The sequence below is a fragment of the Salmonella sp. FC25216 genome (assembly GCF_057751355.1).
Genome location: NZ_JBDGON010000006.1, coordinates 161,480 through 186,584, shown reverse-complemented (window position 1 = coordinate 186,584; position 25,105 = coordinate 161,480). Strand labels below are relative to the sequence as shown.

Here is a 25,105-nt window from a genome sequence, read left to right as displayed (position 1 = left end):
ATCCCAATTTCATACAGTTAAGGACAGGCCATGAGTAAGATTTATGAAGATAACTCGCTGACTATCGGTCATACGCCGCTGGTTCGACTGAACCGTATCGGTAACGGACGCATTCTGGCGAAGGTGGAGTCACGCAACCCGAGCTTTAGCGTCAAGTGCCGTATCGGCGCCAATATGATTTGGGATGCCGAAAAGCGCGGCGTGCTGAAACCTGGCGTGGAACTGGTGGAGCCTACCAGCGGCAATACCGGTATTGCGCTGGCGTATGTCGCCGCCGCACGCGGTTACAAACTCACCCTGACCATGCCGGAGACCATGAGCATCGAACGCCGCAAGCTACTCAAAGCATTAGGCGCGAATCTGGTGCTGACCGAAGGAGCGAAAGGGATGAAAGGCGCTATTCAGAAAGCTGAAGAGATTGTCGCCAGCGATCCGCAAAAATATCTCCTGCTTCAACAGTTCAGCAACCCTGCCAACCCGGAAATCCATGAAAAAACCACCGGCCCGGAAATCTGGGAAGACACCGATGGTCAGGTGGATGTGTTTATCTCCGGCGTCGGTACTGGCGGTACGTTGACCGGCGTCACGCGTTATATCAAAGGGACGAAGGGTAAAACCGATCTTATCACCGTCGCGGTAGAGCCCACTGACTCCCCGGTTATCGCCCAGGCGCTGGCTGGTGAAGAGATCAAACCGGGCCCGCATAAAATTCAGGGCATCGGCGCAGGCTTCATCCCAGGCAACCTGGATCTGAAGCTGATTGATAAAGTGGTTGGCATCACCAATGAAGACGCCATTTCTACCGCGCGCCGTCTGATGGAAGAGGAAGGTATTCTGGCGGGAATTTCTTCCGGCGCAGCGGTCGCTGCAGCGCTTAAGCTACAGGAAGATGAAAGCTTTACCAATAAGAATATTGTGGTTATCCTACCCTCATCAGGTGAGCGTTATCTGAGCACCGCGTTGTTCGCCGATCTCTTTACTGAGAAAGAACTGCAACAGTGATGCCAGCATGTTAAAAACGCGTAAAAAAGCACCTTTTTGGGTGCTTTTTTGTGGCCTGCTTCAAACTTTCACCTCACCTGGCATTGATTCACCCTGCCGGAACTGGTATTTAACCAGACTAATTATTTTGATGCGCGAAATTAATCGTTACAGGAAAAGCGTTAGCTGAATCGATTTTATGATTTGGTTCAAATCTTCCTTTCGCGGCATAATGTTTAATGACGAGCGAAACGTCAGCGGCCATAAGTTGCCAGCAACGGATTGCGTAGAACACCTTTTGTGTCGCGTCCCGTTTACGCCAGCGCTAACAATACAGGCTAAAGTTGAGCCGCCAGGCTAGACTTTAGTTCCACAACACTAAACCTATAAGTTGGGGAAATACAATGTTCCAGCAAGAAGTTACCATTACCGCTCCGAACGGTCTGCACACCCGCCCTGCTGCTCAGTTTGTTAAAGAAGCAAAAGGCTTTACTTCTGAGATTACTGTGACTTCCAACGGCAAAAGCGCCAGCGCGAAAAGCCTGTTTAAACTGCAGACTCTGGGCCTGACTCAAGGCACCATCGTCACCATCTCCGCAGAAGGTGAAGATGAGCAGAAAGCGGTTGAACATCTGGTCAAACTGATGGCGGAACTCGAGTAAGTTTTTTCCGGGTTCTTTTAAAAATCAGTCACAAGTAAGGTAGGGTTATGATTTCAGGCATTTTAGCATCCCCGGGTATCGCTTTCGGCAAAGCACTGCTGCTGAAAGAAGACGAAATCGTCATTGACCGGAAAAAAATTTCTGCCGACAAGGTTGATCAGGAAGTTGAACGTTTTCTGAGCGGTCGTGCCAAGGCATCTGCGCAACTGGAAGCGATCAAGACAAAAGCTGGTGAAACGTTCGGTGAAGAAAAAGAAGCCATCTTTGAAGGGCATATTATGCTGCTCGAAGATGAGGAGCTGGAGCAGGAAATCATAGCCCTGATTAAAGATAAGCACATGACGGCTGACGCAGCCGCACATGAAGTTATCGAAGGTCAGGCCACTGCCCTGGAAGAACTGGATGACGAATACCTGAAAGAGCGTGCGGCTGACGTACGTGATATCGGTAAGCGCCTGCTGCGCAACATCCTGGGTCTGGCCATTATCGATCTGAGCGCAATTCAGGAAGAAGTTATCCTGGTAGCCGCCGATCTTACGCCGTCAGAAACCGCGCAGTTGAACCTGCAGAAAGTGCTGGGTTTCATCACCGATGCGGGCGGACGCACGTCTCATACCTCCATCATGGCACGTTCTCTGGAACTGCCGGCGATCGTAGGTACCGGTAGCGTCACCTCTCAGGTGAAAAACGGCGACTATCTGATTCTGGATGCCGTAAACAACCAGGTTTACGTCAACCCGACCAACGATGTTATTGAGCAACTGCGCGCCGTTCAGGAGCAGGTTGCGACCGAGAAAGCGGAACTCGCAAAACTGAAAGATCTGCCGGCAATCACGCTGGATGGACATCAGGTTGAAGTTTGCGCCAACATCGGTACCGTTCGTGACGTTGAAGGCGCTGAGCGTAACGGCGCGGAAGGCGTTGGTCTGTATCGTACTGAATTCCTGTTCATGGATCGCGACGCGCTGCCGACGGAAGAAGAGCAGTTTGCCGCATATAAAGCGGTCGCTGAAGCGTGCGGCTCGCAGGCGGTTATCGTCCGTACCATGGACATTGGCGGCGACAAAGAGCTGCCGTACATGAACTTCCCGAAAGAAGAAAACCCATTCCTGGGCTGGCGCGCCGTGCGTATCGCCATGGATCGCAAAGAGATCCTGCGTGACCAGGTTCGTGCGATTCTGCGCGCTTCCGCTTTCGGTAAATTGCGCATTATGTTCCCGATGATCATCTCAGTTGAAGAAGTTCGCGCGCTGCGCAAAGAGATTGAAATCTACAAACAGGAACTGCGTGACGAAGGTAAAGCATTTGACGAAAGCATTGAGATTGGCGTGATGGTGGAAACACCGGCTGCGGCGACAATTGCACGTCATTTAGCCAAAGAAGTTGATTTCTTTAGTATCGGCACCAATGATTTAACACAGTACACCCTGGCAGTTGACCGTGGTAATGATATGATTTCACACCTTTACCAGCCAATGTCACCGTCCGTACTGAACTTGATCAAGCAAGTTATTGATGCTTCTCATGCAGAAGGTAAATGGACTGGCATGTGTGGTGAGCTTGCAGGCGATGAACGTGCTACACTTCTGTTGCTGGGGATGGGTCTGGACGAATTCTCTATGAGCGCCATTTCTATCCCGCGCATTAAGAAGATTATCCGTAACACGAACTTCGAAGATGCGAAGGTGTTAGCAGAGCAGGCTCTTGCTCAACCGACAACGGACGAGTTAATGACGCTGGTTAACAAGTTCATTGAAGAAAAAACAATCTGCTAATCCACGAGATGCGGCCCAATTTACTGCTTAGGAGAAGATCATGGGTTTGTTCGATAAACTAAAATCTCTGGTTTCTGATGATAAGAAAGACACCGGAACTATTGAGATTGTTGCCCCGCTCTCTGGCGAGATCGTCAACATCGAAGACGTGCCGGATGTAGTTTTTGCTGAAAAAATCGTTGGTGATGGCATCGCTATCAAACCAACTGGTAACAAAATGGTCGCCCCTGTTGACGGTACCATCGGCAAAATCTTTGAAACCAACCATGCGTTCTCTATCGAATCCGATAGCGGCATTGAGCTGTTCGTTCACTTCGGTATCGACACCGTTGAGCTGAAAGGCGAAGGCTTCAAGCGTATTGCTGAAGAAGGTCAGCGCGTGAAAGTTGGCGATCCGGTCATTGAGTTCGATCTGCCGTTGCTGGAAGAAAAAGCCAAGTCTACCCTGACTCCGGTTGTTATCTCCAACATGGATGAAATCAAAGAACTGATCAAACTGTCCGGTAGCGTGACCGTGGGTGAAACTCCGGTTATCCGCATTAAGAAGTAATTCTTACCGCAGTGAAGAATGGCGCCTTTGGGCGCCATTTTTTTGTCTGCATACAGTGTAGGTCAGGATACAGGCGTTTACGTTGTCATCTGGCATCACAGCGCCGAGGTCACCGGTCGGTAACATTTCTCGCGCATCAGGATTTTCATCCCCTCCGGCCCGCTCTCCAACATCCGCCGCTCTGAGTCGGATACCAGTAGTTCGCACTGATACCCGCCAGCCATACTAAACATCGCTCGCGCCACACAGATATCTTCCAGCGCGTCCAGCCCGCTCGTTTCAAAATGCCCCACGATACGTCCCTGCTGGCGAACCACCAGCCGATAACTCTTCATCGCGCCTCCCCTGCCGGCGGCAGAATTAACTCATCACAGCCACACTGCTGTGTCCAGGTCATCACCTCCAGCACGCGCTGCGCTGCATCTTTTGCCGCGGTCGTCAGTTTTTTTCCCTGCACAATACCGCTAACCAGCTCGGCGCAGAAGAGATCTCCCGTCCCTTTTAACTCCGTCGCCACCCGCGGATGGGCAAAGACCTCCACGACCTGCGCGGTAACAACGGCAACCGTTATGGTCTCCAGAGATTCGCCCGGCGCGCTGGTGATAACCACCCATTTCAGCGTATCGGAAAGCAGCGATTGCGCCGCCGCCACCGCCTCTTCCAGCGTGCGGCACGGTTTACCGCTCAGCATCTCCAGCTCAAATACGTTCGGCGTTAGCCCCTGCGCCTGCGGCAGTAAATGCGTGCGATAGGCCTGCGGAATTTCCGCCTGCACATACATTCCACTGTCGGTATCGCCAATGACCGGATCGACAAGAATACAGACCTCCGGATGCGAAGCCCGAATCGCCATTAGCCACTTCGAAAGCAATACAATTTGGTCTGCGCTGCCCATGTAACCGGTGGTAATCGCTTTTAATTCGCGTAACGCATCACGCTCATTCAACGCCGTAAGGTAGCCTGCAAACCACTCGGCGGGAATAATGCCGCCATAAAACGTTTTATAGTGCGGCGTATTGCTGAACAGCACCGTCGGGACCGCCGTCACCTGTAAACCCTGCGCTTTTATCGCCGGTACGGCAATACTGTTGCCGACGCTGCCGTACACGACCTGTGACTGAACGGCGACAATGTCGGTCTGTAACGCCCGATGGTTGTCGTCGAAGAGTACTGACTGGATATCACTCTCTTGCCCCATAAAATTTTCCTCTCGCTGGACAGCAGACTATCGCCTCATTATTATCGTCATATGCTAAAATTCATTTTGTCATAGGTCAATAATGATCGACGGAAAAACCGCCAGCGAAATTTTTAACAGTATTCGTCAGCACATTTCCGCTGGCACGTTACGGGCGGAGGACTCGCTCCCGCCGGTACGGGAGCTGGCAAGCGCATTAAAGGTGAACCGCAATACCGTCGCAGCAGCGTATAAAAGGCTGATAACGGCGGGACTGGCGCAAAGTTTAGGCCGCAATGGAACGGTGATTAAAGGCAGTCCGTCTCCGGTAGCGCTGGAAGGCGGCGATCCGCATACACCTCTGCACGACCTTTCCGGCGGCAATCCTGATCCGCAGCGTCTGCCCGACCTCAGCCGTTATTTTGCCCGCCTCAACCGCACGCCGCATCTCTACGGCGATGCGCCCGTTTCGCCTGAACTGCATGCCTGGGCGGTGCGCTGGCTACGGGATGCCACACCCGTCGCAGGCGAAATTGATATCACCAGCGGAGCTATCGACGCTATCGAAAGGCTGCTTAGCGCGCATCTGTTACCGGGCGACAGCGTCGCGGTGGAAGATCCCTGTTTTTTAAGCAGTATCAATATGCTGCGCTATGCCGGTTTTAGCGCCAGTCCGGTCAGCGTGGATAGCGAAGGAATGCAGCCTGAAAAGCTGGAGCAAGCGCTAAACCAGGGCGCGCGGGCGGTGATCTTAACGCCGCGTGCGCACAACCCTACTGGCTGTAGCCTGAGCGCTCGCCGCGCCGCCGCGCTGCAAAATATGCTGGCACGTTACCCTCAGGTACTGGTCATTATCGACGATCACTTCGCTCTTCTTTCTTCGTCACCCTGGCAGCCGGTTATTGCGCAGACAACGCAACACTGGGCGGTGATACGCTCCGTTTCCAAAACCCTCGGCCCCGATTTACGTCTCGCTATTGTCGCCAGCGACAGCGCGACCTCGGCAAAACTTCGGCTGCGGCTAAATGCCGGTAGCCAGTGGGTCAGCCATCTGTTACAGGATCTGGTCTGCGCCTGCCTGACCGACCCTGAGTATCAGCACAAGCTGGCGCAAACGCGGCTGTTTTACGCCGACCGGCAACAAAAACTGGCCCGCGCCCTACAGCAGCATCGCATCGCCATTTCTCCCGGTGACGGCCTGAATACCTGGCTCCCGCTGGAAACCCATAGCCAGGCCACCGCGTTTACGCTGGCAAAATCCGGCTGGCTGGTACGTGAGGGAGAAGCCTTTGGCGTAAGCGCGCCATCTCACGGTCTACGTATCACGTTGTCAACATTAAATGACAGCGAGATCAACACGCTGGCGGCTGATATCCATCAGGCGCTAAATCGCTAACAGGAGAAAATAACGTGCGAGTTCATTTTGTTGTCCATGAGTCGTTTGAATCCGCTGGCGCTTATTTGAAATGGGCTGAAGATCGCAGTTATGCCATTTCATGGTCGCGCGTCTATGCCGGAGAAGCGCTACCGCGCAATGCCGATGAGTTCGATATGCTCGTTGTATTTGGCGGTCCGCAGTCGCCGCGCACCACCCGCGAAGCGTGCCCGTACTTTGACTCTTGCGCCGAGCAGCACTTAATTAATCAGGCGATTACGGCCCGGCGAATAGTTATCGGCATCTGTCTTGGTTCGCAGCTCATTGGCGAGGCGCTGGGCGCCGCTGTGTGTCAAAGCCCGGAAAAAGAGATTGGTCACTACCCTATTACGCTCACTGAAGCCGGTCTGCGGCATCCGCTTATCGCCCATTTTGGCTCTCCGTTAACCGTCGGCCACTGGCACAACGATATGCCGGGACTCACCGATCAGGCGATTGTGCTGGCGGAAAGCGAAGGCTGTCCACGTCAGATAGTGCAGTATGGCAATTTTGTCTATGGCTTCCAGTGTCATATGGAATTTACCGTCGAGGCGGTTGAAGAATTAATCCAACATTCGCAGCAGGAGCTGGCCGACGCGCAAGGGAAGCGTTTTATCCGCTCAGTCGCCGAGATGCGCGCATGGGATTACCAGCGGATGCATGAAAAACTGTGGCTATTCCTTGATAAGCTGGTGGAAAAACGTAACGATTAAACATCGTAGGCCGGATAAGACGCTTTGCGTCGTCATCCGGCGATCGTGCCGTAATTTGCCTGATGGCGCTATGCTTATCAGGCCTACACGCTAAATCCCTGCCCCCTGGCTGAAATGCTCTTCGCCAAACACACCAGTAGACAAGTAACGGTCGCCGCGATCGCAGATAATCGCCACCACTAGCGCGCCAGGGTTAGCCTTCGCCATTCGAATCGCACCGGCTACCGCGCCGCCGGAACTCACGCCGCAAAAAATACCTTCACGCACCGCCAGCTCACGCATGGTGTTTTCCGCCTCCTGCTGATGAATATCCAGTACCTCATCTACCAGCGACGCACTGAAAATACCGGGCATATATTCCGCGGGCCAGCGCCGAATCCCCGGAATACTGCTCCCCTCTTGCGGCTGCAAACCGACAATCGTCACCGGCTTTTCCTGCTCACGCAGAAAACGCGAAACGCCGGTAATCGTACCGGTCGTGCCCATACTGGAAACAAAATGGGTGATTCGCCCTGCGGTTTGACGCCAGATTTCCGGGCCGGTGGTCGTGTAGTGGGCGTATGGATTATCAGGATTATTAAACTGATCGAGCAGTTTGCCCTCGCCGCGTTCAGCCAGGGACAGCGCCAGATCGCGCGCGCCCTCCATTCCCTGTTCTTTGGTGACCAGGATCAGTTCCGCGCCATACGCCCGCATTGCCGCCCGACGCTCCTGACTCATGTTGTCTGGCATCAACAGCTTCATGCGGTAACCTTTCAGCGCGGCGATCATCGCCAGCGCAATCCCGGTGTTACCGCTGGTCGCTTCAATCAGGACATCGCCCGGTTTAATTTCCCCGCGCTTTTCCGCCTCGACGATCATCGACAGCGCCGCGCGATCCTTAACCGATCCTGCCGGATTATTGCCTTCCAGCTTGAGCCAAATTTCACTGCCATTATCCGGCGTCATCCGCTGTAATTTTATCAACGGCGTATTACCGATTGTGTGTTCTAATGTGTTCACGTTTTCAGCTCGTAAAAAAGCCCGGTATGCGTAGCGCCACCGGGCGATAACTATACAAATTAACCTATCAGGCCGATTGCGCCAGTGCAAGTTCCTCTTCACGCGTTTCAATACGCTGGTCGCCGTTATACAGACGCGCTTTTTGCAGTCCAACAAACAGCCGCTCACCGCGACTCGGGGACTCATCGCCCTGCATGATGACCGTCAGCGGTTCGTTATACCACCCGAGGGGTTGTACAACTAATTGGGTGTAGTGTCCTTTCGGACTGGCTTCCAGCACCTGCACTGGCAACGGCGAATCCAGGCTGGTACGGCGGCTCACGTCCACTTCCCATGGCCGTAGGAACAGATCGACCGGCCCCTGGTACGCGGGCGTATAACCCAGCGGCCAGCGATGCGCGCCAACGTGAAACTGCCCTCCGCGAACGGTGCCTTTCAGGCGGTTCACCTCGCCCATAAACTCCAGTACGAAGCGGGTAGCCGGTTCACGCCACACCCGATCCGGCGCATCAGCCTGTTCGATATTGCCCTGACTCATCACCACCACCCGATCCGCCACTTCCGTCGCTTCTTCCTGATCGTGGGTGACAAAGACGCTGGTGAATTTCAGTTCTTCATGTAGCTGCCGCAACCAGCGACGTAATTCTTTACGTACCTGGGCATCCAGCGCGCCAAACGGTTCATCCAGCAGTAGAATTTGTGGTTCCACGGCAAGCGCGCGCGCCAGCGCCACGCGCTGTTTTTGTCCGCCGGAAAGCTGGGCGGGAAAGCGATCCGCGAGGTGCGCCAGTTGCACCATCTCCAGCAATTGCGTCACTTTCGTTTTAATCGCCGCCGCAGTTGGGCGGTCGCGTCGCGGCAGCACCGTCAGGCCAAAAGCGATGTTGTCAAACACCGTCATATGGCGAAACAGCGCATAGTGCTGAAACACAAAACCGACTTTACGCTCACGCGCGTGCAGGCGACTAACGTCCGTACCGTGGAAACGAATATGGCCGCTGGACTGATGTTCCAGCCCGGCAATAATGCGCAGCAACGTCGTTTTGCCGGAACCAGACGGCCCCAACAAGGCAACCATCTGGCCGGAAGGAATATCCAGCGAGATATCATTCAGTACCAGAGTACGACCAAACGATTTCTTAATTCTGGCGATCTCAATGCTCATGATTTTTCTCCTGTTGCGCGCGTTTTTCCTGATTCTCCAGACGCCATTGCAACATGCTCTTCAAAAACAGGGTAATAATCGCCATTAGCGTCAACAATGCGGCGGCGGTAAAGGAGCCGACGGTATTGTAGTCCTGCTCCAGTAATTCAATCTGTAACGGTAGCGATAACGTTTCGCCGCGAATCGAGCCGGACACCACCGACACCGCGCCAAACTCGCCAATCGCACGGGCATTGGTTAATACCACGCCGTAGAGTAGCGCCCAGCGAATATTCGGCAACGTCACGCGGCGGAACATTTGCCAGCCGGACGCGCCCAGTAAAATCGCCGCCTCATCTTCCTGGCTGCCCTGACTGAGCATCACCGGCACCAGTTCGCGCACCACAAACGGACAGGTGACGAAAATAGTGACCAGCACCATCCCCGGCCAGGAGAACATAATTTGCAGATTATGCTCATCCAGCCAGCCGCCTAACGGGCCGTTGGAGCCGTAAAACAGCAGATAGACCAGACCGGCCACCACCGGCGAGACGGCGAAAGGAATATCCAGCAGGGTCAGCAGTAGCTGACGTCCGGGAAAGTTAAAGCGCGTCACCAGCCACGCCAGCAGAATGCCGAACACCAGATTCACCGGTACTGCGATCAAGGCGATCAACACCGTCAGCCAGATGGCGTGCAGCATGTCCGGATCGGCCAGATTTTGCAGTACCGGCATTAACCCTTTGCTGAACGCCTGCACGAAGATGTAAATCATCGGCACCAGCAGGATAAACGCCGAGACCAGCATCCCGACGCCAATCAGAAACCATTTTCCCCAGTTAATGCGGGGGACGTTGTATCGCTTCAATTGAGCAACGATCGCCATTAATGACCTACCACACGTCGACCAAAGCGACTTTGCAAGGTATTGATAGAGAACAGCAGCAGCAAGGATGCCGCAAGGATCACCGAAGCAATGGCGCTGGCGGCCGGGTAATCAAACTCCTGCAAACGCACAAAAATCATCAGCGAGGTCACTTCTGTTTTCCAGGCGATATTCCCGGCGATAAAAATCACCGCGCCAAACTCGCCCAGGCTACGGGTAAAAGAGAGCGCCACGCCGGCAATCAGCGCAGGCGACAGCTCAGGCAGCACCACTTTTCGAAAACTTTGCAGGCGGGTAGCCCCCAGTGTTTGTGCCGCTTCTTCATATTCCGGCCCCAGCTCTTCCAGTACCGGCTGGACGGTGCGCACCACAAATGGAATGCTGGTAAAGGCCATCGCCACCGCAATACCGAGCCAGGTATAGGTCACTTTGATATCAAACTGCGCAAGAAACTGACCGTAGAAACCGTTCACTGAGAACAGCGAGGCCAGCGTTAACCCCGCAACCGCCGTCGGCAGCGCAAACGGCAGATCCATCAGCGCATCCAGCAACGTGCGCCCTGGAAAACGGTAGCGGGTTAAAATCCACGCCATCAGCAGACCAAACACACCGTTAAAAATCGACGCCACAAATGCCGCCAGCAGCGTCACTTTATAGGCAGCCACCACCTGTGGGTTGGTCACGACATCCCAGTATTGCGCCCAGCTCATCTGTGAGAGCTGCATCACCAGCGCGCTCAACGGCAACAGCAGGATCAGGCAGACAAACAGCAAACTGGTGCCGAGGCTTAACGTAAAGCCGGGCAGCACGCGTCGGGAAGAAATGGCAAGCATTACTTACGCCCCGCCGCCAACAGTTTGTCCAGCTCGCCGCCGCTGGCAAAGTGCGTTTTCATCACTTCCGGCCAGGAACCAAATTTTTCTTCCACGCGGAACAGTTCGGTCTGCGGGAATTTATCTGTCTGCTTGCCCATGATTTCCGGGTTATTCACGCGGTAGTAGTAATGGGTGATGATGGTCTGCGCCTGCGGGCTATACAGCCAGTTCAGGTAAGCTTTGGCGGCTTTTTCGGTGCCGTTGGCCTTAACATTTTTATCCACCCAGGCGACCGGGAATTCAGCAAGAATGTTAGTTTTCGGGATCACCACTTCAAATCCCTGGGCTTCATATTGTTTGCGGATATTGTTCACTTCCGATTCAAAACTAATCAGCACATCGCCCAGACCACGCTCCGCAAAGGTGGTCGTAGCGCCGCGCCCGCCGGTATCAAACACTTCGACGTTTTTCAGGAACTGGGTCATAAACTGTTCGGTTTTGGCTTTATCGCCGCCGTCCGCGTTATCCGCCGCGCCCCATGCCGCCAGATACGTGTAACGGGCGTTGCCGGAGGTTTTCGGGTTCGGGAAAATCAGCTTCACGTCTGAACGTACAAGGTCGCTCCAGTCGTGAATATTTTTCGGGTTCCCCTTGCGCACCAGGAAGCCCATCGTGGAGTAGAACGGCGAACTATTGTTCGGCAGACGGCTTTGCCAGTCGGCAGGGATCAGTTTGCCTTTATCATGGAGAATTTGTACGTCGGTCACCTGATTGTAGGTCACAACGTCTGCCTTCAGTCCCTGCAAAATCGCCAGCGCCTGTTTTGATGACCCGGCATGAGACTGCTTAATCGTCAGCTTATCACCGCCGTTATCTTTCGCCCATTGCTGCTCAAAAGGTGGATTGAGGGCGGCAAACAGCTCGCGGGAGACGTCGTAAGAGCTGTTCAGCAGTTCCGTCGCCTGTACCTGACCGACCAGTAACAGAGACGCCGCCAGCGTCAGAGCATTTTTTTTCAGGAAGTTAACGGCCATTACACACCCTTATAAATTTAATGACTTTCTATTAGTCATCATATTTATAACGAGTACAAAAGGAGTAACGGTTTTATATACCGTTTGTTGATTTGAAAGTCGAAAAGGGAATAAGAGAATCCCTCCCCACGCGGCGTGAGGAGGAGACCGGCATCAATCAGACGCCTACGCTCACGCTTTCAGGCAGGGTACTACCGCCATCAATGACGTTTTGCGTTCCGGTAAGATAGCTGGACTCATCGGAAGCCAGAAATGCCGCCAGTTCCCCTACTTCCAGCGGATCGGCAAGACGGCGTAGCGGAATGGCTTTTGCCATTTCAGTTAATACCAATTCCGGATCGTCAGGGTTAGACTGACGGGCAATGCTTTCCGCCATTGGCGTTCTTACATAACCGGGGCAGATGGCATTCACGCGAATACCGGACTGCGCATACTCTACCGCCAGCGATTTGGTTAAACCGACAATGGCGGCTTTTGACAGCGCATAGGCCGTTTCACCCGGGTCTGCCACCATATCCCCCGTGACGGAAGACATCATCACAATGCGGCCATCTTTACGTTTGATCATCTCTGGCAGAACGGCTTTGGTCACGTTCCAGACACCTTTAATATTAATATCAATGTGAAAATCGCGATCTTCTTCACTCATATCAAGGAAGTTGCCCAGACGGCACACGCCAGCGTTATTCACCAAAATATCAATTCTACCTTCAGTCTCTTTAGCGCGCGCAACCGCCGCCTGCACCGAAGCAAAATCTCTGACGTCAGCCTTAACGGCAGTACAACGATGCCCGCGCCCGCCCAGTTCATCCGCCAGCTTTTCAATCTCATCGGAGATATCCAGCAAGATTAAGTTCGCGCCGTGGCGTGCGAATACGCGGGCAATCCCTTCGCCGATGCCCTGCGATGCGCCCGTAATCAATGCTGTCTTGCCCGTGAGTTTACCCATTTTCAATGTCTCCTTTTGAATATGGAGTCTTACACTCCATTAACACTGAAAATACAGTAATAACAAATAAGTACTGAGGAATAGCTCACTAATTCAGGTAAATCTTAGGTAAAAAAATCCCCGCGGAGGCGGGGATGAGCATTTTTATGCTACTTCGCCTTACAGCGTCAGCAGACGATCCAGCGACGGCGCAAAATAGTAGCCGCCGGTCACCGGTTTGGTGAAGCGCAGCATCGCGTCGCGTTTACCGTCGGTATCGCCGAACATACTCAGAAGCTGCTGTTCGATATTATGCAGACGTGCACAGTAAGCGCAGAAATAGAGACCATGAGTACCGCTGGCGGTACCGTATGGCAGGCTCTGGCGCACAATCTTCAGCCCTTTGCCATCTTCTTTCAGATCCACGCGGCTCAGGTGAGACGTTGCCGGACGCGCATCGCCGTCAATCTCTTCATTAGCCTCTTTGGTACGACCGATCATCATCTCCTGATCCTGAATACTCATCCGGTTAAGTTGCTTGAGATTGTGTTCCCAACGCTGCACGAAAACATAACTGCCGCCGGCATCCACACCATCTTTGATCACCGCCACTTCACGGCGCGTCTCTTCGCCCGCCGGGTTTTCTGTCCCGTCGACAAAGCCGCTCAGATCGCGTTCTTCCACCCAACGGAAGCCGTGAACTTCTTCTTTCACGTCGATACAATCGCCGAAGGCTTCCATCGCCGCCTGGGCAACAGAAAAATTCACATCGTGGCGCAGGGAAAGGATGTGGATCAGCACGTCATACTGCGTGGCCGGCGCCAGCCCTTTACCATAAGGAATAAAATCTTTCAGTTCTTCCGCCCCGACACCGCCGCTCAGGGCGCGCCAGGTGTTGTTGCCAAACGCCACAACGGCCCCAAGATGGGCGTCCGGAAATTTGACTTCGAAGGTCGCCAGTTTATCGGCAAATGTTCTGCTGGCCGCGCGCAGGGCGTCCAGGTTGCCTTTCACATTGGCTTCAATCCAAATTGCCGCACGGCAATGTTCCGGCAAAATGCCGCTTTGAACCTGAGACATGATTCCTCCTGAAAATGAGAATGCCACGCAGTCGTGGCATTAATGGCGGCTATTTTACCTTGTTTTTAAGCGAAGCGGTTTGTTCAGACGCAAATTAACGACGCCAGATAATTTTACGCACGCCCCAGTTTTTTAAGGCGTCATCAGGAGGCATTAAACCTTCCGGTCCGCTCCACTCACCGGAGAAAACATAGCTAATATGCTGACTTCCCTCGGCTTTACATTCGACGCTGGTATGGTTATCGCTGGAAACCGGCTCGCAGTGACCAAAGGCTTTGCTGTAAAGGTCGCTAAACGGTGTACCGATTTTGACACCCGCGGCGGATGGGATATCGCTGTCCAGCACCTCAATACGGCTCACGGTTCCCTGCTCGCCGTTGATCACCATCGCGACGTTGTCGCCCTTCATCGCTTCGAAAAAGCGCACCACGTTGCCGTTATCGGTTTTCATACCGCTACGCAGGCGATAATCGCCATCTAATGCCTTTGCAATAGCCTGCTCTTCCAGCGGCGTGGTGGCGGTCAGTTCTCCCACGCCTTGCTCAGTGACTTCTGTCGATGAACCAAACCAGTTCCACGGATTTGCGGCAGACCAGTTGACCGATGAGAGCGTCGAACAGCCGGTCAGCGCCAGCGGCAGTGCGAGTAAAGTCAAACGCAGCGATTTCATCTCACTTCCTTTCTTTTATTAATTAACGTTGGTTGGAGTGCGGGCTCGCCAAAAAGTGCCGTTATTCTTTCTCAAAGGGAAAACAGGCACGCAAACGTTGATTGGTTAACAGCCAGATCAGCGCGACGATGTCCGCCAGCAGCAGCGCCAGCCCGACGCCGTCGACCGGGTCGCCTCCCAGCCACATAATCGGCTGCCAGCACAGCAACACCAGTTGAGCGAGGATCAGGAATCCGCGTAGCCAGCGCCACACACCAGGAAACGCTTCACGCCGCCCGCTAAGCAAAAACGCCACTACCGCCGGAACGCCGGGCAACAGCCCCAGCCAAAAATTATTATGGTCGGGATAAAAAAAGTTTAACAAAGTATTACCCTGTTCACGGGATGAACCGGCAATTACAAAGAGTATCCAGGCGCGCGCCTGAAGTAACAGTACGCACCAGAAGAGAAACGGCAGGCGTAAACGTCCGTGTACATCATAATCGGCTGGATGAAACTCAGTACTCTTCATCTTCAATCAGGCGTTTACCCAAACTCAGGGCGTCAGAATGCTCATACCCCAGACGTTCATACATGCCCAGCACAACGTCGTTATCATCACGCACCATAATTTGGATTTTTGGACAACCACGGGCGATGAGTTTTTTTTCCAGTCGGTTAAGCAGCGCATTCGCAATACCGCGCCCGCGGAACTCCGGGTGAACGCCCAGATAATACGCCGAGCCGCGATGCCCGTCATAACCGCCCATTACCGTACCGACCACTTCGCCGCTAACTTCGGCAACGAGGAACAAACTGACATCGTGAGTTACCTTGCGTTCAATATCCATTTCAGGATCGTTCCATGGACGCAGCAGGTCGCAACGCTCCCAGAGGGTGATCACCTCTTCGAAATCTTCCTGGCGAAAAACGCGTATTTCCATGGTATTCGTTGCCTTTTCGGGTGGAAAAACCAAGATTATGGCGCAAACATCTGATTCAGCCAATATCTGACGCGGTGTTGCGGAAAAAATGGCATAATGGCAATGTGTCACGTATTGAAATGAAAAGTAAAACAATTCTCATCACCAACCGTCGTAACGGATTACGCGATACGATATAACATCTTGAACTTAATTTTCACAACTCAGGCCGTATGAGCACTTTTAAACTCCTAAAAACTCTCACATCGCGCCGCCAGGTACTCAAAACAGGTCTGGCGGTCCTGACGCTGTCAGGTATGTCACCTGCATTAGCCAAAGAAGACACGCTAAAAACCAGTAATGGGCACAGCAAACCCAAAACCAAAAAAACCGGCAGTAAACGGCTGGTGATGCTCGATCCCGGACACGGCGGCATCGATACCGGCGCGATTGGCCGCAACGGTTCTCAGGAAAAACACGTCGTGCTGGCCATTGCCAAAAACGTACGCGCTATTTTGCGAAATCACGGAATCGATGCGCGTTTAACCCGGACAGGGGATACCTTTATTCCGCTGTACGATCGGGTAGAAATCGCCCATAAGCACGGCGCGGATCTGTTTATGTCTATTCATGCCGATGGTTTTACCAACCCGAAAGCGGCGGGCGCTTCCGTTTTTGCGCTTTCCAACCGCGGGGCCAGTAGCGCCATGGCGAAGTATCTCTCCGAGCGCGAAAACCGCGCGGACGAAGTAGCGGGTAAAAAAGCCACTGACCGGGATCATCTATTACAACAAGTTTTGTTTGATCTGGTACAAACCGATACGATTAAAAACAGTCTGACGCTGGGTTCGCATATTCTCAAGAAAATCAAACCCATACACAAATTACACAGTCGCACTACCGAACAAGCGGCTTTCGTAGTGCTAAAATCACCGTCAATTCCATCGGTGCTGGTCGAAACCTCGTTTATTACCAATCCGGAAGAAGAACGCCTGCTGGGCACGACGGCGTTTCGCCAGAAAATCGCTACGGCGATCGCCAACGGCATCATCAGTTATTTTCACTGGTTTGATAACCAGAAAGCACACACGAAGAAACGGTAATCATGAAACCCGATGCACATCACGTAAAACAGTTTCTGCTACGCCTGCAGGATGATATTTGCCAAACGTTATCCGCTGTGGATGGCGCAAACTTTATCGAAGATAGCTGGCGACGCGAAGCGGGCGGCGGCGGACGCAGCCGGGTATTACGCAACGGCGGCATTTTCGAACAGGCGGGCGTTAACTTCTCTCACATTCACGGTGATGCGATGCCCGCGTCCGCCACCGCGCATCGGCCGGAGCTGGCCGGGCGTAGCTTTGAAGCGATGGGCGTGTCGCTGGTGGTGCATCCGCACAATCCGTATATTCCCACCAGCCACGCTAACGTGCGCTTTTTTATTGCCGAAAAACCGGGCGCCGATCCGGTGTGGTGGTTTGGCGGCGGGTTCGATTTAACGCCCTACTACGGCTTTGAAGAGGATGCCATTCACTGGCACCGTACCGCCCGCGACCTGTGTCAGCCGTTTGGCGACGATGTGTATCCGCGTTATAAAAAGTGGTGCGACGACTATTTCTACCTCAAACACCGCAACGAACAGCGCGGCGTTGGCGGACTGTTTTTTGACGATTTGAATACGCCGGATTTCGACCACTGTTTTGCTTTTATGCAGGCGGTAGGTAATGGCTACATCGGGGCATATTTACCGATTGTCGAACAACGCAAAGCGATGGTCTGGGGAGAGCGGGAGCGTAATTTTCAGCTTTATCGCCGCGGTCGCTACGTGGAGTTCAATCTGGTATGGGACAGAGGCACCCTGTTTGGTCTGCAAACTGGCGGGCGCACCGAATCCATTCTGATGTCGATGCCGCCGTTAGTGCGCTGGGAATACGACTATCAGCCCGAGGAAGGCAGTCCGGAAGCGGCATTGCGCGAGTTTATACAGGTACGCGACTGGGTGTCGTTACCTGATAATAATTCCGTTTCGTAGGCCGGATAAGACGCAACGCCTCGTCATCCGGCATGGGTATCATCTCATTGCCTGATGGCGGCTTGCGCCTTATCAGGCCTACCGACACCAGCTATACATCATGCCCATTGCCGCATCCGCTGATGCAACGTCAACGACGGTTTTTCGGCAAATAATTGCTGATAATCGGTGGCAAATTGCCCCAAATGCCAGAATCCCCACTGCATAGCGGCATCTTTCACCGTCGTGCTTTGCGACCAGGGGCTTATCAGTTCCCGGCGTACCGCGTTTAAGCGAATACGTTTCAGCCACGCATTGGGACCAATGCCCAAAATCGCGTGAAACGCATTTTGCAGCGTGCGACGACTCACGTGCAGTTGATTACATAAATCGAGCACCGTCAGCGGCTCCGACATATTTTCCAGCACATATTCCCGCGCCCGCGACAGTAGCCTGCGGTATCCCTGATGGCTGATACTTTCGGCGCTATGAATCGGCTTCGCCTCTTCCAGCATCGTGCCCATCGCCAGCAACAAATTATCACTTAATACCTTTCGCACCGCAGGTTGATGAAGGGTTTCAGGACTCTCGCTGAAGGTGGCCAGCGCCTGCTGCACAAAGCCCCACAGCGCCGCTTTATACTGCTCTTTTACCTCCAGCGCTAACTGGTTACGCAACATATGCAGCACCCTTTCCGGATTATGCAAAAACGTGGCCTGGCGGGAAATAACATCTTCCGAGATAACGACGCCCAGAATGGTGTAATCATCCGGCGTACTCAGTTCAAATTCGGTGCCTCCCGGTCGGGTGGCAATCTCAGCGCTGCCGAGCCCCTGCGAGCCGATAAATCCCTGTTCGCCGCGCGTCGCCGGAATACCAAACCAGAAAGAGTTTGGCCAAACCAGACACGACTGACGCAGCGCCAGGCCGGTGTATTCACGGAACACCTGAATTTCATCAAGCAGGATTTCCGTGAACTCGCCATGAAATTTGCCCGGGTGTAGCTGATCGTAGATCTGCTGCCAGGCGGTAATGGTCAGGGCATGTTCATAGACATCCGTCGTCCGTCGCTGATGAACATTGTCCACCTCGACTCTGGGCGTAAGTTTAACGTCTTCGGGTAACGCTTCATGATAAAGATGGTGCAAATTCGCTGTACGGGTCTTTTTCATGATCTTCTATGCCGGACGCCCGCCAGGACGCCCGGCCCTCCGACAGATTAATTTTTGATGCGATAGCGACTACTGCGTTTACGCAACGCTCCGTCAGAAAAGAGTTGCTCCAGCACGTTTCTGGCCTGCTCCAGCGGCCAGCCAAAATGCGCGGCAACCTCTCCCGCCGTCATTCCCTGACGGACTGATGCCAACAGCGCCAGCAACGCTTCAGCGAACTCAGGCGTTGCGGGTACCTCGGGCGCTTTCTCAGTCGGCGTCGGTGCACGCGCAAACCCGCCAATCAGCCACTGGGTGTCCTCTTCCGGGCGACCAATTTCTTTGCGGCTAATCACACGGCCTGTGCGCTGCGCGGCGGCGCTTCCGGCATCCAGCGCCGCACGACACGCCGCCAGATCGCCCTCCACCACCAGCGTTAGCCTGCCAGGGTCGAGCACTTGATGACTGAGCAAGCGCACGTTGGCCGCTTTCAGCATGGCATCCGCCGCATCGACGGCGGCGACCATCCCGTCCACTTCCAGTAATCCCAGGGCATTGATCATTGGCAACCTCCGTTACGCACGCTGTACAGGGTTACGAGCGATATCCAGCACGGCGTCGGTAAAGGCGTTGCAGGCGGCTTTACACGCGGCCTGGCTTCCCGTTAAGAACGCAGCCGAATAGTTGGTTTCCGACGGCGGCGGCACGTAAGTCACCAGTTGAACGTCAGCGGACTTCATCGCCGCGTCAATGCCGAATGTCGCTTCCAGCGGCGGTGCCACCAGATAGGCCATTGGATCGCCCAGCGCGATACCTGCGGTAGACGAGAGATACGAGCCGGTACGCGAAACCACATGCGCCAGGAACGCCGTATTTTCCGCATCGTTCGCCCACTGGAACGCCGCGCCGTTTTCAATGCTGGCGACCATCGCATCCAGACCAGCGCGCACTTCCGCCGGGTTCGGTCCGCCCAGCATAATCAACACCTCACCCGCGGTAGGCGATGGCCCGTGAGCCGCCCCGGCGTATAGCGAACGGCCATACACCACTTCAACCATCGCCTGTTTGGTCGCTTCGTCAGCGGCAATATACGTCACGTCGTCAGAATCTGCCGTGATGAGACCGAGGCTACGGATATGCGACGGTAATTTAAGTTCCCGCGCAAAGCCGTCATTCACGGAGGCAATCACGCGCATGGCAGTGACGGAAGGTCGAATCAAATCTAATGCTGGCATGATGTCTCCTTAACGGGTCATGTTGATGCCGGACGCTTTCTGCGCCAGCATCCGTTTGGCCAAATCCACAATCACGGCGGCGGCTTCTACTGGCGGCGTCCCCCCCTGATGAATGTTTGAAATACAGGTTCTGTCGGCCTCGACGGTGGTTGCCACGCGCGGGGAATAGACGGCGTAGCAGGAGAGGCTTTCCGACTGGCCTAAGCCCGGGCGTTCGCCCACCAGCAAAATCACCACCTTCGCGCCAAGAAGCTCGCCAATCTGATCTTCAATCTTCACGCGGCCATAGCGCACAAAGAACGGCGTGCCGACGTTCAGCCCAGCCTGTTTCAGACCGGCAAGCAGCGGCGGCAGGATCTCTTCATAGTTGGCGGTGATCGCATCCGTAGAGAGGCCATCGGAGACCACCACCTGCACATCCGGGTTCATCACGCACTGCGACTTCAGCGCGTCAATGGCTTCCGGGCTCAGGCGACGCCCCATATCCGGGCGCGTCAGGTACAGGTTTTTGTCGCTGATTTCCGAACGCACTTCCAGCAGCCCCTGGGCTTTCACCCATTCTTCCGGCACCTCTTTGAGCACCGTGTCTTTCGAACGGGAGTGATCGGCCAGGAAGCGCAACAGCGCCTGGGTACGTGGACGCGGCCCGGCACGACCAGTACAGACGCGTGCCGCAGTACTGCGACGCAGTTCGGTCAGCACGTCCGCACGATGCGGGTTCTCAACGCCAATCCAGGCTTTTGCCTCTGCGGAACCCAAATCCAGCGCGCAGCTTTCGGTCGCCGTCGGCGCGGCGCACTGCGGCTTTGCGCCTTCCTGCGTTGACGGCGCGACGGGTTGCGGTACGTCCTGTCCCATTGACGCCATCACGCTACGTACAATTTCTTCAATCTGTTTTTGATCCATGGTGTTATCCCCGCGTCATCAGAAGAACAGTGACGGATCGCCCGCCCGTTTGGTCAGACGACCATTTGCCATAATGCCCATCGTTTCCAGCCAGCGTTCAAACTCCGGCGACGGTCGTAAATTCAGCAACTGACGGACGGTGGCGGTATCGTGGAAGGCGGTGGTCTGGTAGTTGAGCATGATGTCGTCGCCGAGCGGCATCCCCATGATGTAGTTACAGCCAGCGGTGGCGAGCAGAATCATCAGGTTTTCGTTGAGATTCTGGTCGGCGTCGGCATGGTTGGTGTAGCAGCAGTCGCAGCCCATGGAGATGCCGCTCAGCTTGCCCATAAAGTGATCTTCGAGACCGGCGCGGATAATCTGCCGATCGTTGTAGAGATATTCCGGCCCGATAAAGCCCACCACGGTGTTAACCAGGAACGGATCGTAGTGCCGCGCCAGGCCATAATTACGCGCTTCCATCGTCACCTGGTCGGCACCAAAGTTCGCACCAGCCGACAGCGCTGAACCCTGTCCGGTTTCAAAGTACAGGCAGTTTTCCCCGGCGATGCGGTTGAACTCTGCCCCCACTGCCCGTGCTTCATCGAGCATCGCCAGCTCCACGCCGAACTCTTTTAAGCCCTTCTCGCTGCCGCAAATGCTCTGGAAAATCAGTCCGCCCGGCGCGCCCCGGCGTATCGCTTCAATCTGGGTGGTGACGTGCGCCAGCACGCAGCCCTGCGTCGGGATAGTGAATTTATCGATAACGCCGTAAACGGTATCGAGCACGCGAGTCAGGTTCTCCACGTCATCGGTCACCGGGTTAACGCCGATCACCGCATCACCTGCGCCGAAAGAAAGCCCTTCGTAGATCTGCGCGGCGATACTCTGTACATCGTCACGGGTATCGTTCGGCTGCAAACGGCAGCTAAAGGTGCCCGGAATACCGATGGTGGTATTGGCTTTTTTGATCACCGGCATTTTCTTGCCGCCGTAGATCAGGTCGGCGTTGGAGCAGATTTTCGCCACTGCCGCCACCACTTCGGAGGTCAGGCCTTTGCGGGTAAACGCGATGTCGTCCACGGAGGTTTCATCGCTCAGCACGTATTCGCGCAGTTCGCTGATGCTCCAGTTTTTAATCCGGTTATAGGCCGTTTCGTTGACGTCGTCCTGAATCAGGCGCGTCACGCAGTCCTCTTCATAGGCAATCACCGGGTTGTTGCGGATATCCGCCACCGTCATTTCCGACAGTACCTGTTTTGCCGCTACGCGCTCCTGAGAACTTGCCGCAGCAACCCCGGCCAGCACATCCCCCGAACGCAGTTCGTTAGCTTTAGCCAGTACCTCTTTTACATCCTTAAACTGATAAACATTGCCGAACAATGTGGTCTTTAGTTTCATAAGTCGTTCCCTCAGGAAGGAAATGCGAGTGATTTCACCGTCACCGGCACAACCGATCCGCCAAAAAGAGGCGTACCAATATCGATATAGTCTCCCGCCCGCACGACCACCTCATCGATGACCGCCAGCGGAAGTTGCGGTAACTGTGGGCGCAATAACATGCCCAGCGCTTTACCAAAATCCTGCTCGGCCACCACCAGCAGGGGATGTGGATTGGGATAACGCGCGACAAAAGCCGTCAGCGCGTCGATGACCGTGAGTAATGTGGCGTAACGCACCGGGAGCGTGGCGGGAAGCGCCAGCACGTAAGCGTCGGTTTGCGGGTCGAGATCGATCTGGAGAAGCGCCTGCCGCCAGGCGTTCACCAGATCGGCGTCATCCTGCGGGATCGCCACCGGCAGGTTGCGCAGCGGCAGTTGAACGTCTTCCAGCCAGATAGTACTGCCGGAAAGCGAGAGCGTATGGGCCCCTGCGCCAATCACCGTGGCGCGCACGGTTTGCGCCGGAAACTGTACGTTCATCTCGCGCAGACGCGGGTGTTCATGCAGCGCGGTCGCCAGCAGCGGTCCGATATCAGAAAAGCAGAACGGGTCGGCAGGCTGATGGCGATAGCACTCGCCCACCCCGCCGGAAAGGGTGATCACCTCCGGCGTAATATCGGCGGGCAGCAGCCCGGTTTGCATCAGCGATTGCGCCAGCGGCGAGAGCGCACCGGCGATAACCTCGACGATGAGATCCGCCATCCGCCGCGCCACCTGCCCTAACTGTGCGGCAGCTAAGGCGCGAGCATCAGTACCCGAACCGAACACCTCATCGATAATCATCTGCCCCGGCTGATGGGCATAAACCACGCGCCCCTGAGCGTCGGTTTCCAGCAGGCGACCACCGACGTTAAGGCAGGCGGTGCCGCTGACTTTTCCCGCGTCAAACAGCGCGTAGTTAGACGTGCCGCCGCCGATATCAATATTCAGCACCCGACACATCCGCTGCTCAGACAAGCTTTGCGCCCCGGCGCCGTGACCGGCAATGACCGATTCCAGATGCGGCCCGGCGCTGGCGACCACAAAGTCGCCCAACGATTGCGAGAGCGCCATGACCGCCGGACGGGCGTTGCGGGTTTTGGCGCTTTCACCGGTGATAATGATCGCCCCGGAGTCCACCGATTCAGGCGCGATGCCTGCGGCCTGATACTGGGCCAGAATCAGCGTTTTAAGTTCTGCCTCTTTCAGACCGCCCTGCTTATCCACGGGCGTAAAGAAGACCGGGCTTTGCCAGCTAATGTCGCGTTTGATGAATTCGTAGCGCGGCACCTGCGACACCGCCGCACGGTTAACCAACTCCAGGCGCGAGAAGATCACCTGCGTGGTGGTGGTGCCGATATCGATACCGACGCTCAGTAGCTGGCGAGTATTCACGATTGCGCCTCCGCTTCGGTTTTCACCTGTGCGGCGTCATCTTTCGGCACCAGCATCATCGCCACGCCAATTGCCGTCACACCGCCGATCAGCTTGCCGACAATCATCGGGAAGATCATGGCGTTCATATTCGCGGCGGCGAAGCCTAAATGGTCGCCCAGCGCGAACGCCGCAGAGACGGCAAATGCGCAGTTAATCACTTTGCCGCGGGTATCCATCTGCTTCATCATGCCGAACATAGGGATATTGTTCGCCAGGGTCGCCACCATGCCTGCCGCCGCAATATTATTTACGTTCAGCAGTTTACCGACATTCATCAACGGTTTTTCAAACCAGCGGGTCAGTAACAGCACCATCGGATACGCGCCGAGCAGCACGCAGGAGATAGAGCCGATCACTTCAATGGCGCGCATCACTTCGCCGGGTTTGTCGCCTGGTGCCATAAAAATCGGGTCGAGTCCCGGAATCAACTCCCAACCCAACAGGAATTTAACCACCGCAGCCGCCAGACCGATGGTGATCAGCGCCACCAGAAATTTGGCGAAGATCTGGAAACCGTTGATCATTTTTTCCGGGATGAACTTCAGCCCCAGCGCTACCAGCACCGCGACGATCAATACCGGGATCATGTTCATCAGGATCAGCGCGAAGGTAAACTCCACTGGCTGACCATTGATCTGCACGCCTGAGTACATGGCGATCAACCCCCCCGCAATGCAGCCAATGGGAATGGTGACGATACCCGCCAGTACGCCAAGCGCCAGGTAGCGGCGGTCAGACGGTTCGATAATGCCGAGCGCCACCGGAATGGAGAACACAATGGTCGGCCCCATCATCGACCCAAGTATTAACCCTGAGTATAGCCACGCCGCGACATCACCACCGGCCAGCTCTTTGGCGAGGAAGAAGCCGCCCATATCACAGGCCAGCAGCGTACCGGCGAACATGGATGGGTTTGCGCCCAGCATTTCGTATACCGGGATAATAACCGGCCCCAGTACATGCGCCAGCACCGGCGCCAGCGCGGTCATACCGACCATCGCCAGTCCCAGCGCGCCCATCGCCATAAAGCCCTCTTCAAACTGGCCGCCAGACCCTTCGATACTCTTGCCGAATTTACCGAGGAAGCGCGCCGACCCGCCGAACTGCGACAGGACTCTGTCCACGGCGGCAATCAGCATAAAGAACATCATGATGTACATGATGATTTCGTTAATTCCCATAGCCCTTACTCCCTGCCATTTATGATTTGTAGGCCGGATAAGACGCGCCAG

At 54.8% G+C, this 25,105-nt stretch carries 27 protein-coding genes; 8 read left to right on the top strand and 19 right to left on the bottom strand.

The genetic code is table 11. The annotated features are described in order from the left end of the window. Nucleotides 1-30: 30 nt before the first annotated feature. The 4 genes from cysK (at nucleotide 31) to crr (ending at nucleotide 3,968) form a co-directional block, all read left to right on the top strand. The gene (gene cysK, locus AC3G3F_RS13915) at nucleotides 31-1,002 is read left to right on the top strand and encodes a cysteine synthase A (RefSeq protein ID WP_000036903.1); all 972 of its coding nucleotides are present in this window, start codon (nucleotides 31-33) and stop codon (nucleotides 1,000-1,002) included. 383 nt (nucleotides 1,003-1,385) lie between these two features. Then, the gene (ptsH, locus tag AC3G3F_RS13910; RefSeq protein WP_023248132.1) at nucleotides 1,386-1,643 is read left to right on the top strand and encodes a phosphocarrier protein Hpr; all 258 of its coding nucleotides are present in this window, start codon (nucleotides 1,386-1,388) and stop codon (nucleotides 1,641-1,643) included. 47 nt (nucleotides 1,644-1,690) lie between these two features. Further along, nucleotides 1,691-3,418: a phosphoenolpyruvate-protein phosphotransferase PtsI gene (gene ptsI, locus AC3G3F_RS13905; RefSeq protein ID WP_000623118.1), complete on the top strand. Its 1,728-nt coding sequence runs from the start codon at nucleotides 1,691-1,693 to the stop codon at nucleotides 3,416-3,418. Nucleotides 3,419-3,458: 40 nt separating this feature from the next. After that, complete coding sequence (crr, locus tag AC3G3F_RS13900) at nucleotides 3,459-3,968, top strand: PTS glucose transporter subunit IIA (protein ID WP_000522253.1); 510 nt, start codon at nucleotides 3,459-3,461, stop codon at nucleotides 3,966-3,968. Nucleotides 3,969-4,063: 95 nt separating this feature from the next. Here the strand turns inward: crr and AC3G3F_RS13895 are convergent, their stop codons facing one another. Together AC3G3F_RS13895 and pdxK are read right to left on the bottom strand one after the other, a co-directional pair. Next, nucleotides 4,064-4,303, bottom strand: a complete 240-nt coding sequence (locus tag AC3G3F_RS13895) for a hypothetical protein (RefSeq protein ID WP_000844545.1) — start codon at nucleotides 4,301-4,303, stop codon at nucleotides 4,064-4,066. Beyond that, on the bottom strand, nucleotides 4,300-5,166 hold the full coding sequence (pdxK, locus tag AC3G3F_RS13890) for a pyridoxine/pyridoxal/pyridoxamine kinase (protein ID WP_063390675.1): 867 nt from the start codon (nucleotides 5,164-5,166) through the stop codon (nucleotides 4,300-4,302). The genes AC3G3F_RS13895 and pdxK overlap by 4 nt, the downstream gene beginning before the upstream one ends. Nucleotides 5,167-5,248: 82 nt before the next feature. Here pdxK and ptsJ point away from each other — a divergent pair, with 82 nt between their 5' ends. Together ptsJ and AC3G3F_RS13880 are read left to right on the top strand one after the other, a co-directional pair. Next, nucleotides 5,249-6,541, top strand: a complete 1,293-nt coding sequence (ptsJ, locus tag AC3G3F_RS13885) for a MocR-like B6 salvage transcription factor PtsJ (protein ID WP_023248134.1) — start codon at nucleotides 5,249-5,251, stop codon at nucleotides 6,539-6,541. 14 nt (nucleotides 6,542-6,555) lie between these two features. Then, complete coding sequence (locus tag AC3G3F_RS13880) at nucleotides 6,556-7,272, top strand: type 1 glutamine amidotransferase (RefSeq protein ID WP_023248135.1); 717 nt, start codon at nucleotides 6,556-6,558, stop codon at nucleotides 7,270-7,272. Nucleotides 7,273-7,362: 90 nt separating this feature from the next. On the opposite strand, the gene cysM is transcribed toward AC3G3F_RS13880, so the two are convergent. The 10 genes from cysM to AC3G3F_RS13830 all read right to left on the bottom strand — a co-directional run bounded on the left by cysM (nucleotide 7,363) and on the right by AC3G3F_RS13830 (nucleotide 15,754). After that, nucleotides 7,363-8,274, bottom strand: a complete 912-nt coding sequence (gene cysM, locus AC3G3F_RS13875; protein WP_023248136.1) for a cysteine synthase CysM — start codon at nucleotides 8,272-8,274, stop codon at nucleotides 7,363-7,365. 67 nt (nucleotides 8,275-8,341) lie between these two features. Continuing rightward, complete coding sequence (gene cysA, locus AC3G3F_RS13870) at nucleotides 8,342-9,439, bottom strand: sulfate/thiosulfate ABC transporter ATP-binding protein CysA (RefSeq protein ID WP_023248137.1); 1,098 nt, start codon at nucleotides 9,437-9,439, stop codon at nucleotides 8,342-8,344. Further along, nucleotides 9,429-10,304, bottom strand: coding sequence for a sulfate/thiosulfate ABC transporter permease CysW (gene cysW / locus AC3G3F_RS13865; protein WP_023248138.1), 876 nt, complete (start codon nucleotides 10,302-10,304; stop codon nucleotides 9,429-9,431). Before cysW ends, cysA begins: the two co-directional genes overlap by 11 nt. Further along, nucleotides 10,304-11,137 carry a sulfate/thiosulfate ABC transporter permease CysT gene (gene cysT / locus AC3G3F_RS13860; protein ID WP_070789574.1) on the bottom strand — a complete coding sequence of 278 codons (834 nt, stop codon included), beginning with the start codon at nucleotides 11,135-11,137 and terminating at the stop codon, nucleotides 10,304-10,306. The genes cysW and cysT overlap by 1 nt, the downstream gene beginning before the upstream one ends. Then, entirely contained in the window at nucleotides 11,137-12,153 is a 1,017-nt protein-coding gene (cysP, locus tag AC3G3F_RS13855; RefSeq protein WP_023248140.1) for a thiosulfate/sulfate ABC transporter substrate-binding protein CysP, read from the bottom strand. Before cysP ends, cysT begins: the two co-directional genes overlap by 1 nt. A 157-nt stretch (nucleotides 12,154-12,310) precedes the next feature. Then, nucleotides 12,311-13,102, bottom strand: coding sequence for an SDR family oxidoreductase UcpA (gene ucpA, locus AC3G3F_RS13850; RefSeq protein WP_023248141.1), 792 nt, complete (start codon nucleotides 13,100-13,102; stop codon nucleotides 12,311-12,313). Between the two features lie 159 nt (nucleotides 13,103-13,261). Beyond that, nucleotides 13,262-14,161, bottom strand: a complete 900-nt coding sequence (locus AC3G3F_RS13845) for a Dyp-type peroxidase (RefSeq protein ID WP_070802075.1) — start codon at nucleotides 14,159-14,161, stop codon at nucleotides 13,262-13,264. A 94-nt stretch (nucleotides 14,162-14,255) separates the two neighbouring features. Next, the gene (locus AC3G3F_RS13840) at nucleotides 14,256-14,831 is read right to left on the bottom strand and encodes an RpoE-regulated lipoprotein (protein ID WP_053507807.1); all 576 of its coding nucleotides are present in this window, start codon (nucleotides 14,829-14,831) and stop codon (nucleotides 14,256-14,258) included. Nucleotides 14,832-14,892: 61 nt separating this feature from the next. Beyond that, nucleotides 14,893-15,342 carry a DUF2919 domain-containing protein gene (locus AC3G3F_RS13835; RefSeq protein ID WP_023248144.1) on the bottom strand — a complete coding sequence of 150 codons (450 nt, stop codon included), beginning with the start codon at nucleotides 15,340-15,342 and terminating at the stop codon, nucleotides 14,893-14,895. Further along, nucleotides 15,329-15,754 (bottom strand): GNAT family acetyltransferase, encoded by a 426-nt coding sequence (locus AC3G3F_RS13830; RefSeq protein ID WP_023248145.1) that lies wholly within the window; start codon nucleotides 15,752-15,754, stop codon nucleotides 15,329-15,331. The genes AC3G3F_RS13835 and AC3G3F_RS13830 overlap by 14 nt, the downstream gene beginning before the upstream one ends. 212 nt (nucleotides 15,755-15,966) lie before the next feature. Between AC3G3F_RS13830 and amiA the strand changes: the two genes are divergently transcribed. Both amiA and hemF read left to right on the top strand, forming a co-directional pair. Then, nucleotides 15,967-16,836: an N-acetylmuramoyl-L-alanine amidase AmiA gene (gene amiA / locus AC3G3F_RS13825; RefSeq protein WP_023248146.1), complete on the top strand. Its 870-nt coding sequence runs from the start codon at nucleotides 15,967-15,969 to the stop codon at nucleotides 16,834-16,836. A gap of 2 nt (nucleotides 16,837-16,838) precedes the next feature. Next, nucleotides 16,839-17,765: an oxygen-dependent coproporphyrinogen oxidase gene (hemF, locus tag AC3G3F_RS13820; RefSeq protein WP_121768237.1), complete on the top strand. Its 927-nt coding sequence runs from the start codon at nucleotides 16,839-16,841 to the stop codon at nucleotides 17,763-17,765. A gap of 98 nt (nucleotides 17,766-17,863) precedes the next feature. Here the strand turns inward: hemF and eutR are convergent, their stop codons facing one another. Genes eutR through eutH form a run of 7 tightly spaced genes read right to left on the bottom strand, consistent with a single transcriptional unit; the run spans nucleotide 17,864 to nucleotide 25,054 of the window. Beyond that, entirely contained in the window at nucleotides 17,864-18,916 is a 1,053-nt protein-coding gene (gene eutR, locus AC3G3F_RS13815) for an HTH-type transcriptional regulator EutR (protein ID WP_053530012.1), read from the bottom strand. A 47-nt stretch (nucleotides 18,917-18,963) separates the two neighbouring features. Continuing rightward, nucleotides 18,964-19,458 (bottom strand): ethanolamine utilization microcompartment protein EutK, encoded by a 495-nt coding sequence (gene eutK / locus AC3G3F_RS13810; protein WP_053530011.1) that lies wholly within the window; start codon nucleotides 19,456-19,458, stop codon nucleotides 18,964-18,966. Nucleotides 19,459-19,470: 12 nt separating this feature from the next. Beyond that, nucleotides 19,471-20,130 (bottom strand): ethanolamine utilization microcompartment protein EutL, encoded by a 660-nt coding sequence (gene eutL, locus AC3G3F_RS13805; RefSeq protein ID WP_001111058.1) that lies wholly within the window; start codon nucleotides 20,128-20,130, stop codon nucleotides 19,471-19,473. 9 nt (nucleotides 20,131-20,139) lie between these two features. After that, complete coding sequence (gene eutC / locus AC3G3F_RS13800) at nucleotides 20,140-21,036, bottom strand: ethanolamine ammonia-lyase subunit EutC (RefSeq protein WP_000372345.1); 897 nt, start codon at nucleotides 21,034-21,036, stop codon at nucleotides 20,140-20,142. Between the two features lie 18 nt (nucleotides 21,037-21,054). After that, nucleotides 21,055-22,416, bottom strand: coding sequence for an ethanolamine ammonia-lyase subunit alpha (gene eutB / locus AC3G3F_RS13795; RefSeq protein WP_000769996.1), 1,362 nt, complete (start codon nucleotides 22,414-22,416; stop codon nucleotides 21,055-21,057). An 11-nt stretch (nucleotides 22,417-22,427) separates the two neighbouring features. Next, nucleotides 22,428-23,831: an ethanolamine ammonia-lyase reactivating factor EutA gene (eutA, locus tag AC3G3F_RS13790; RefSeq protein ID WP_079836590.1), complete on the bottom strand. Its 1,404-nt coding sequence runs from the start codon at nucleotides 23,829-23,831 to the stop codon at nucleotides 22,428-22,430. Further along, on the bottom strand, nucleotides 23,828-25,054 hold the full coding sequence (eutH, locus tag AC3G3F_RS13785) for an ethanolamine utilization protein EutH (protein WP_000512410.1): 1,227 nt from the start codon (nucleotides 25,052-25,054) through the stop codon (nucleotides 23,828-23,830). The genes eutA and eutH overlap by 4 nt, the downstream gene beginning before the upstream one ends. Nucleotides 25,055-25,105 lie beyond the last annotated feature (51 nt).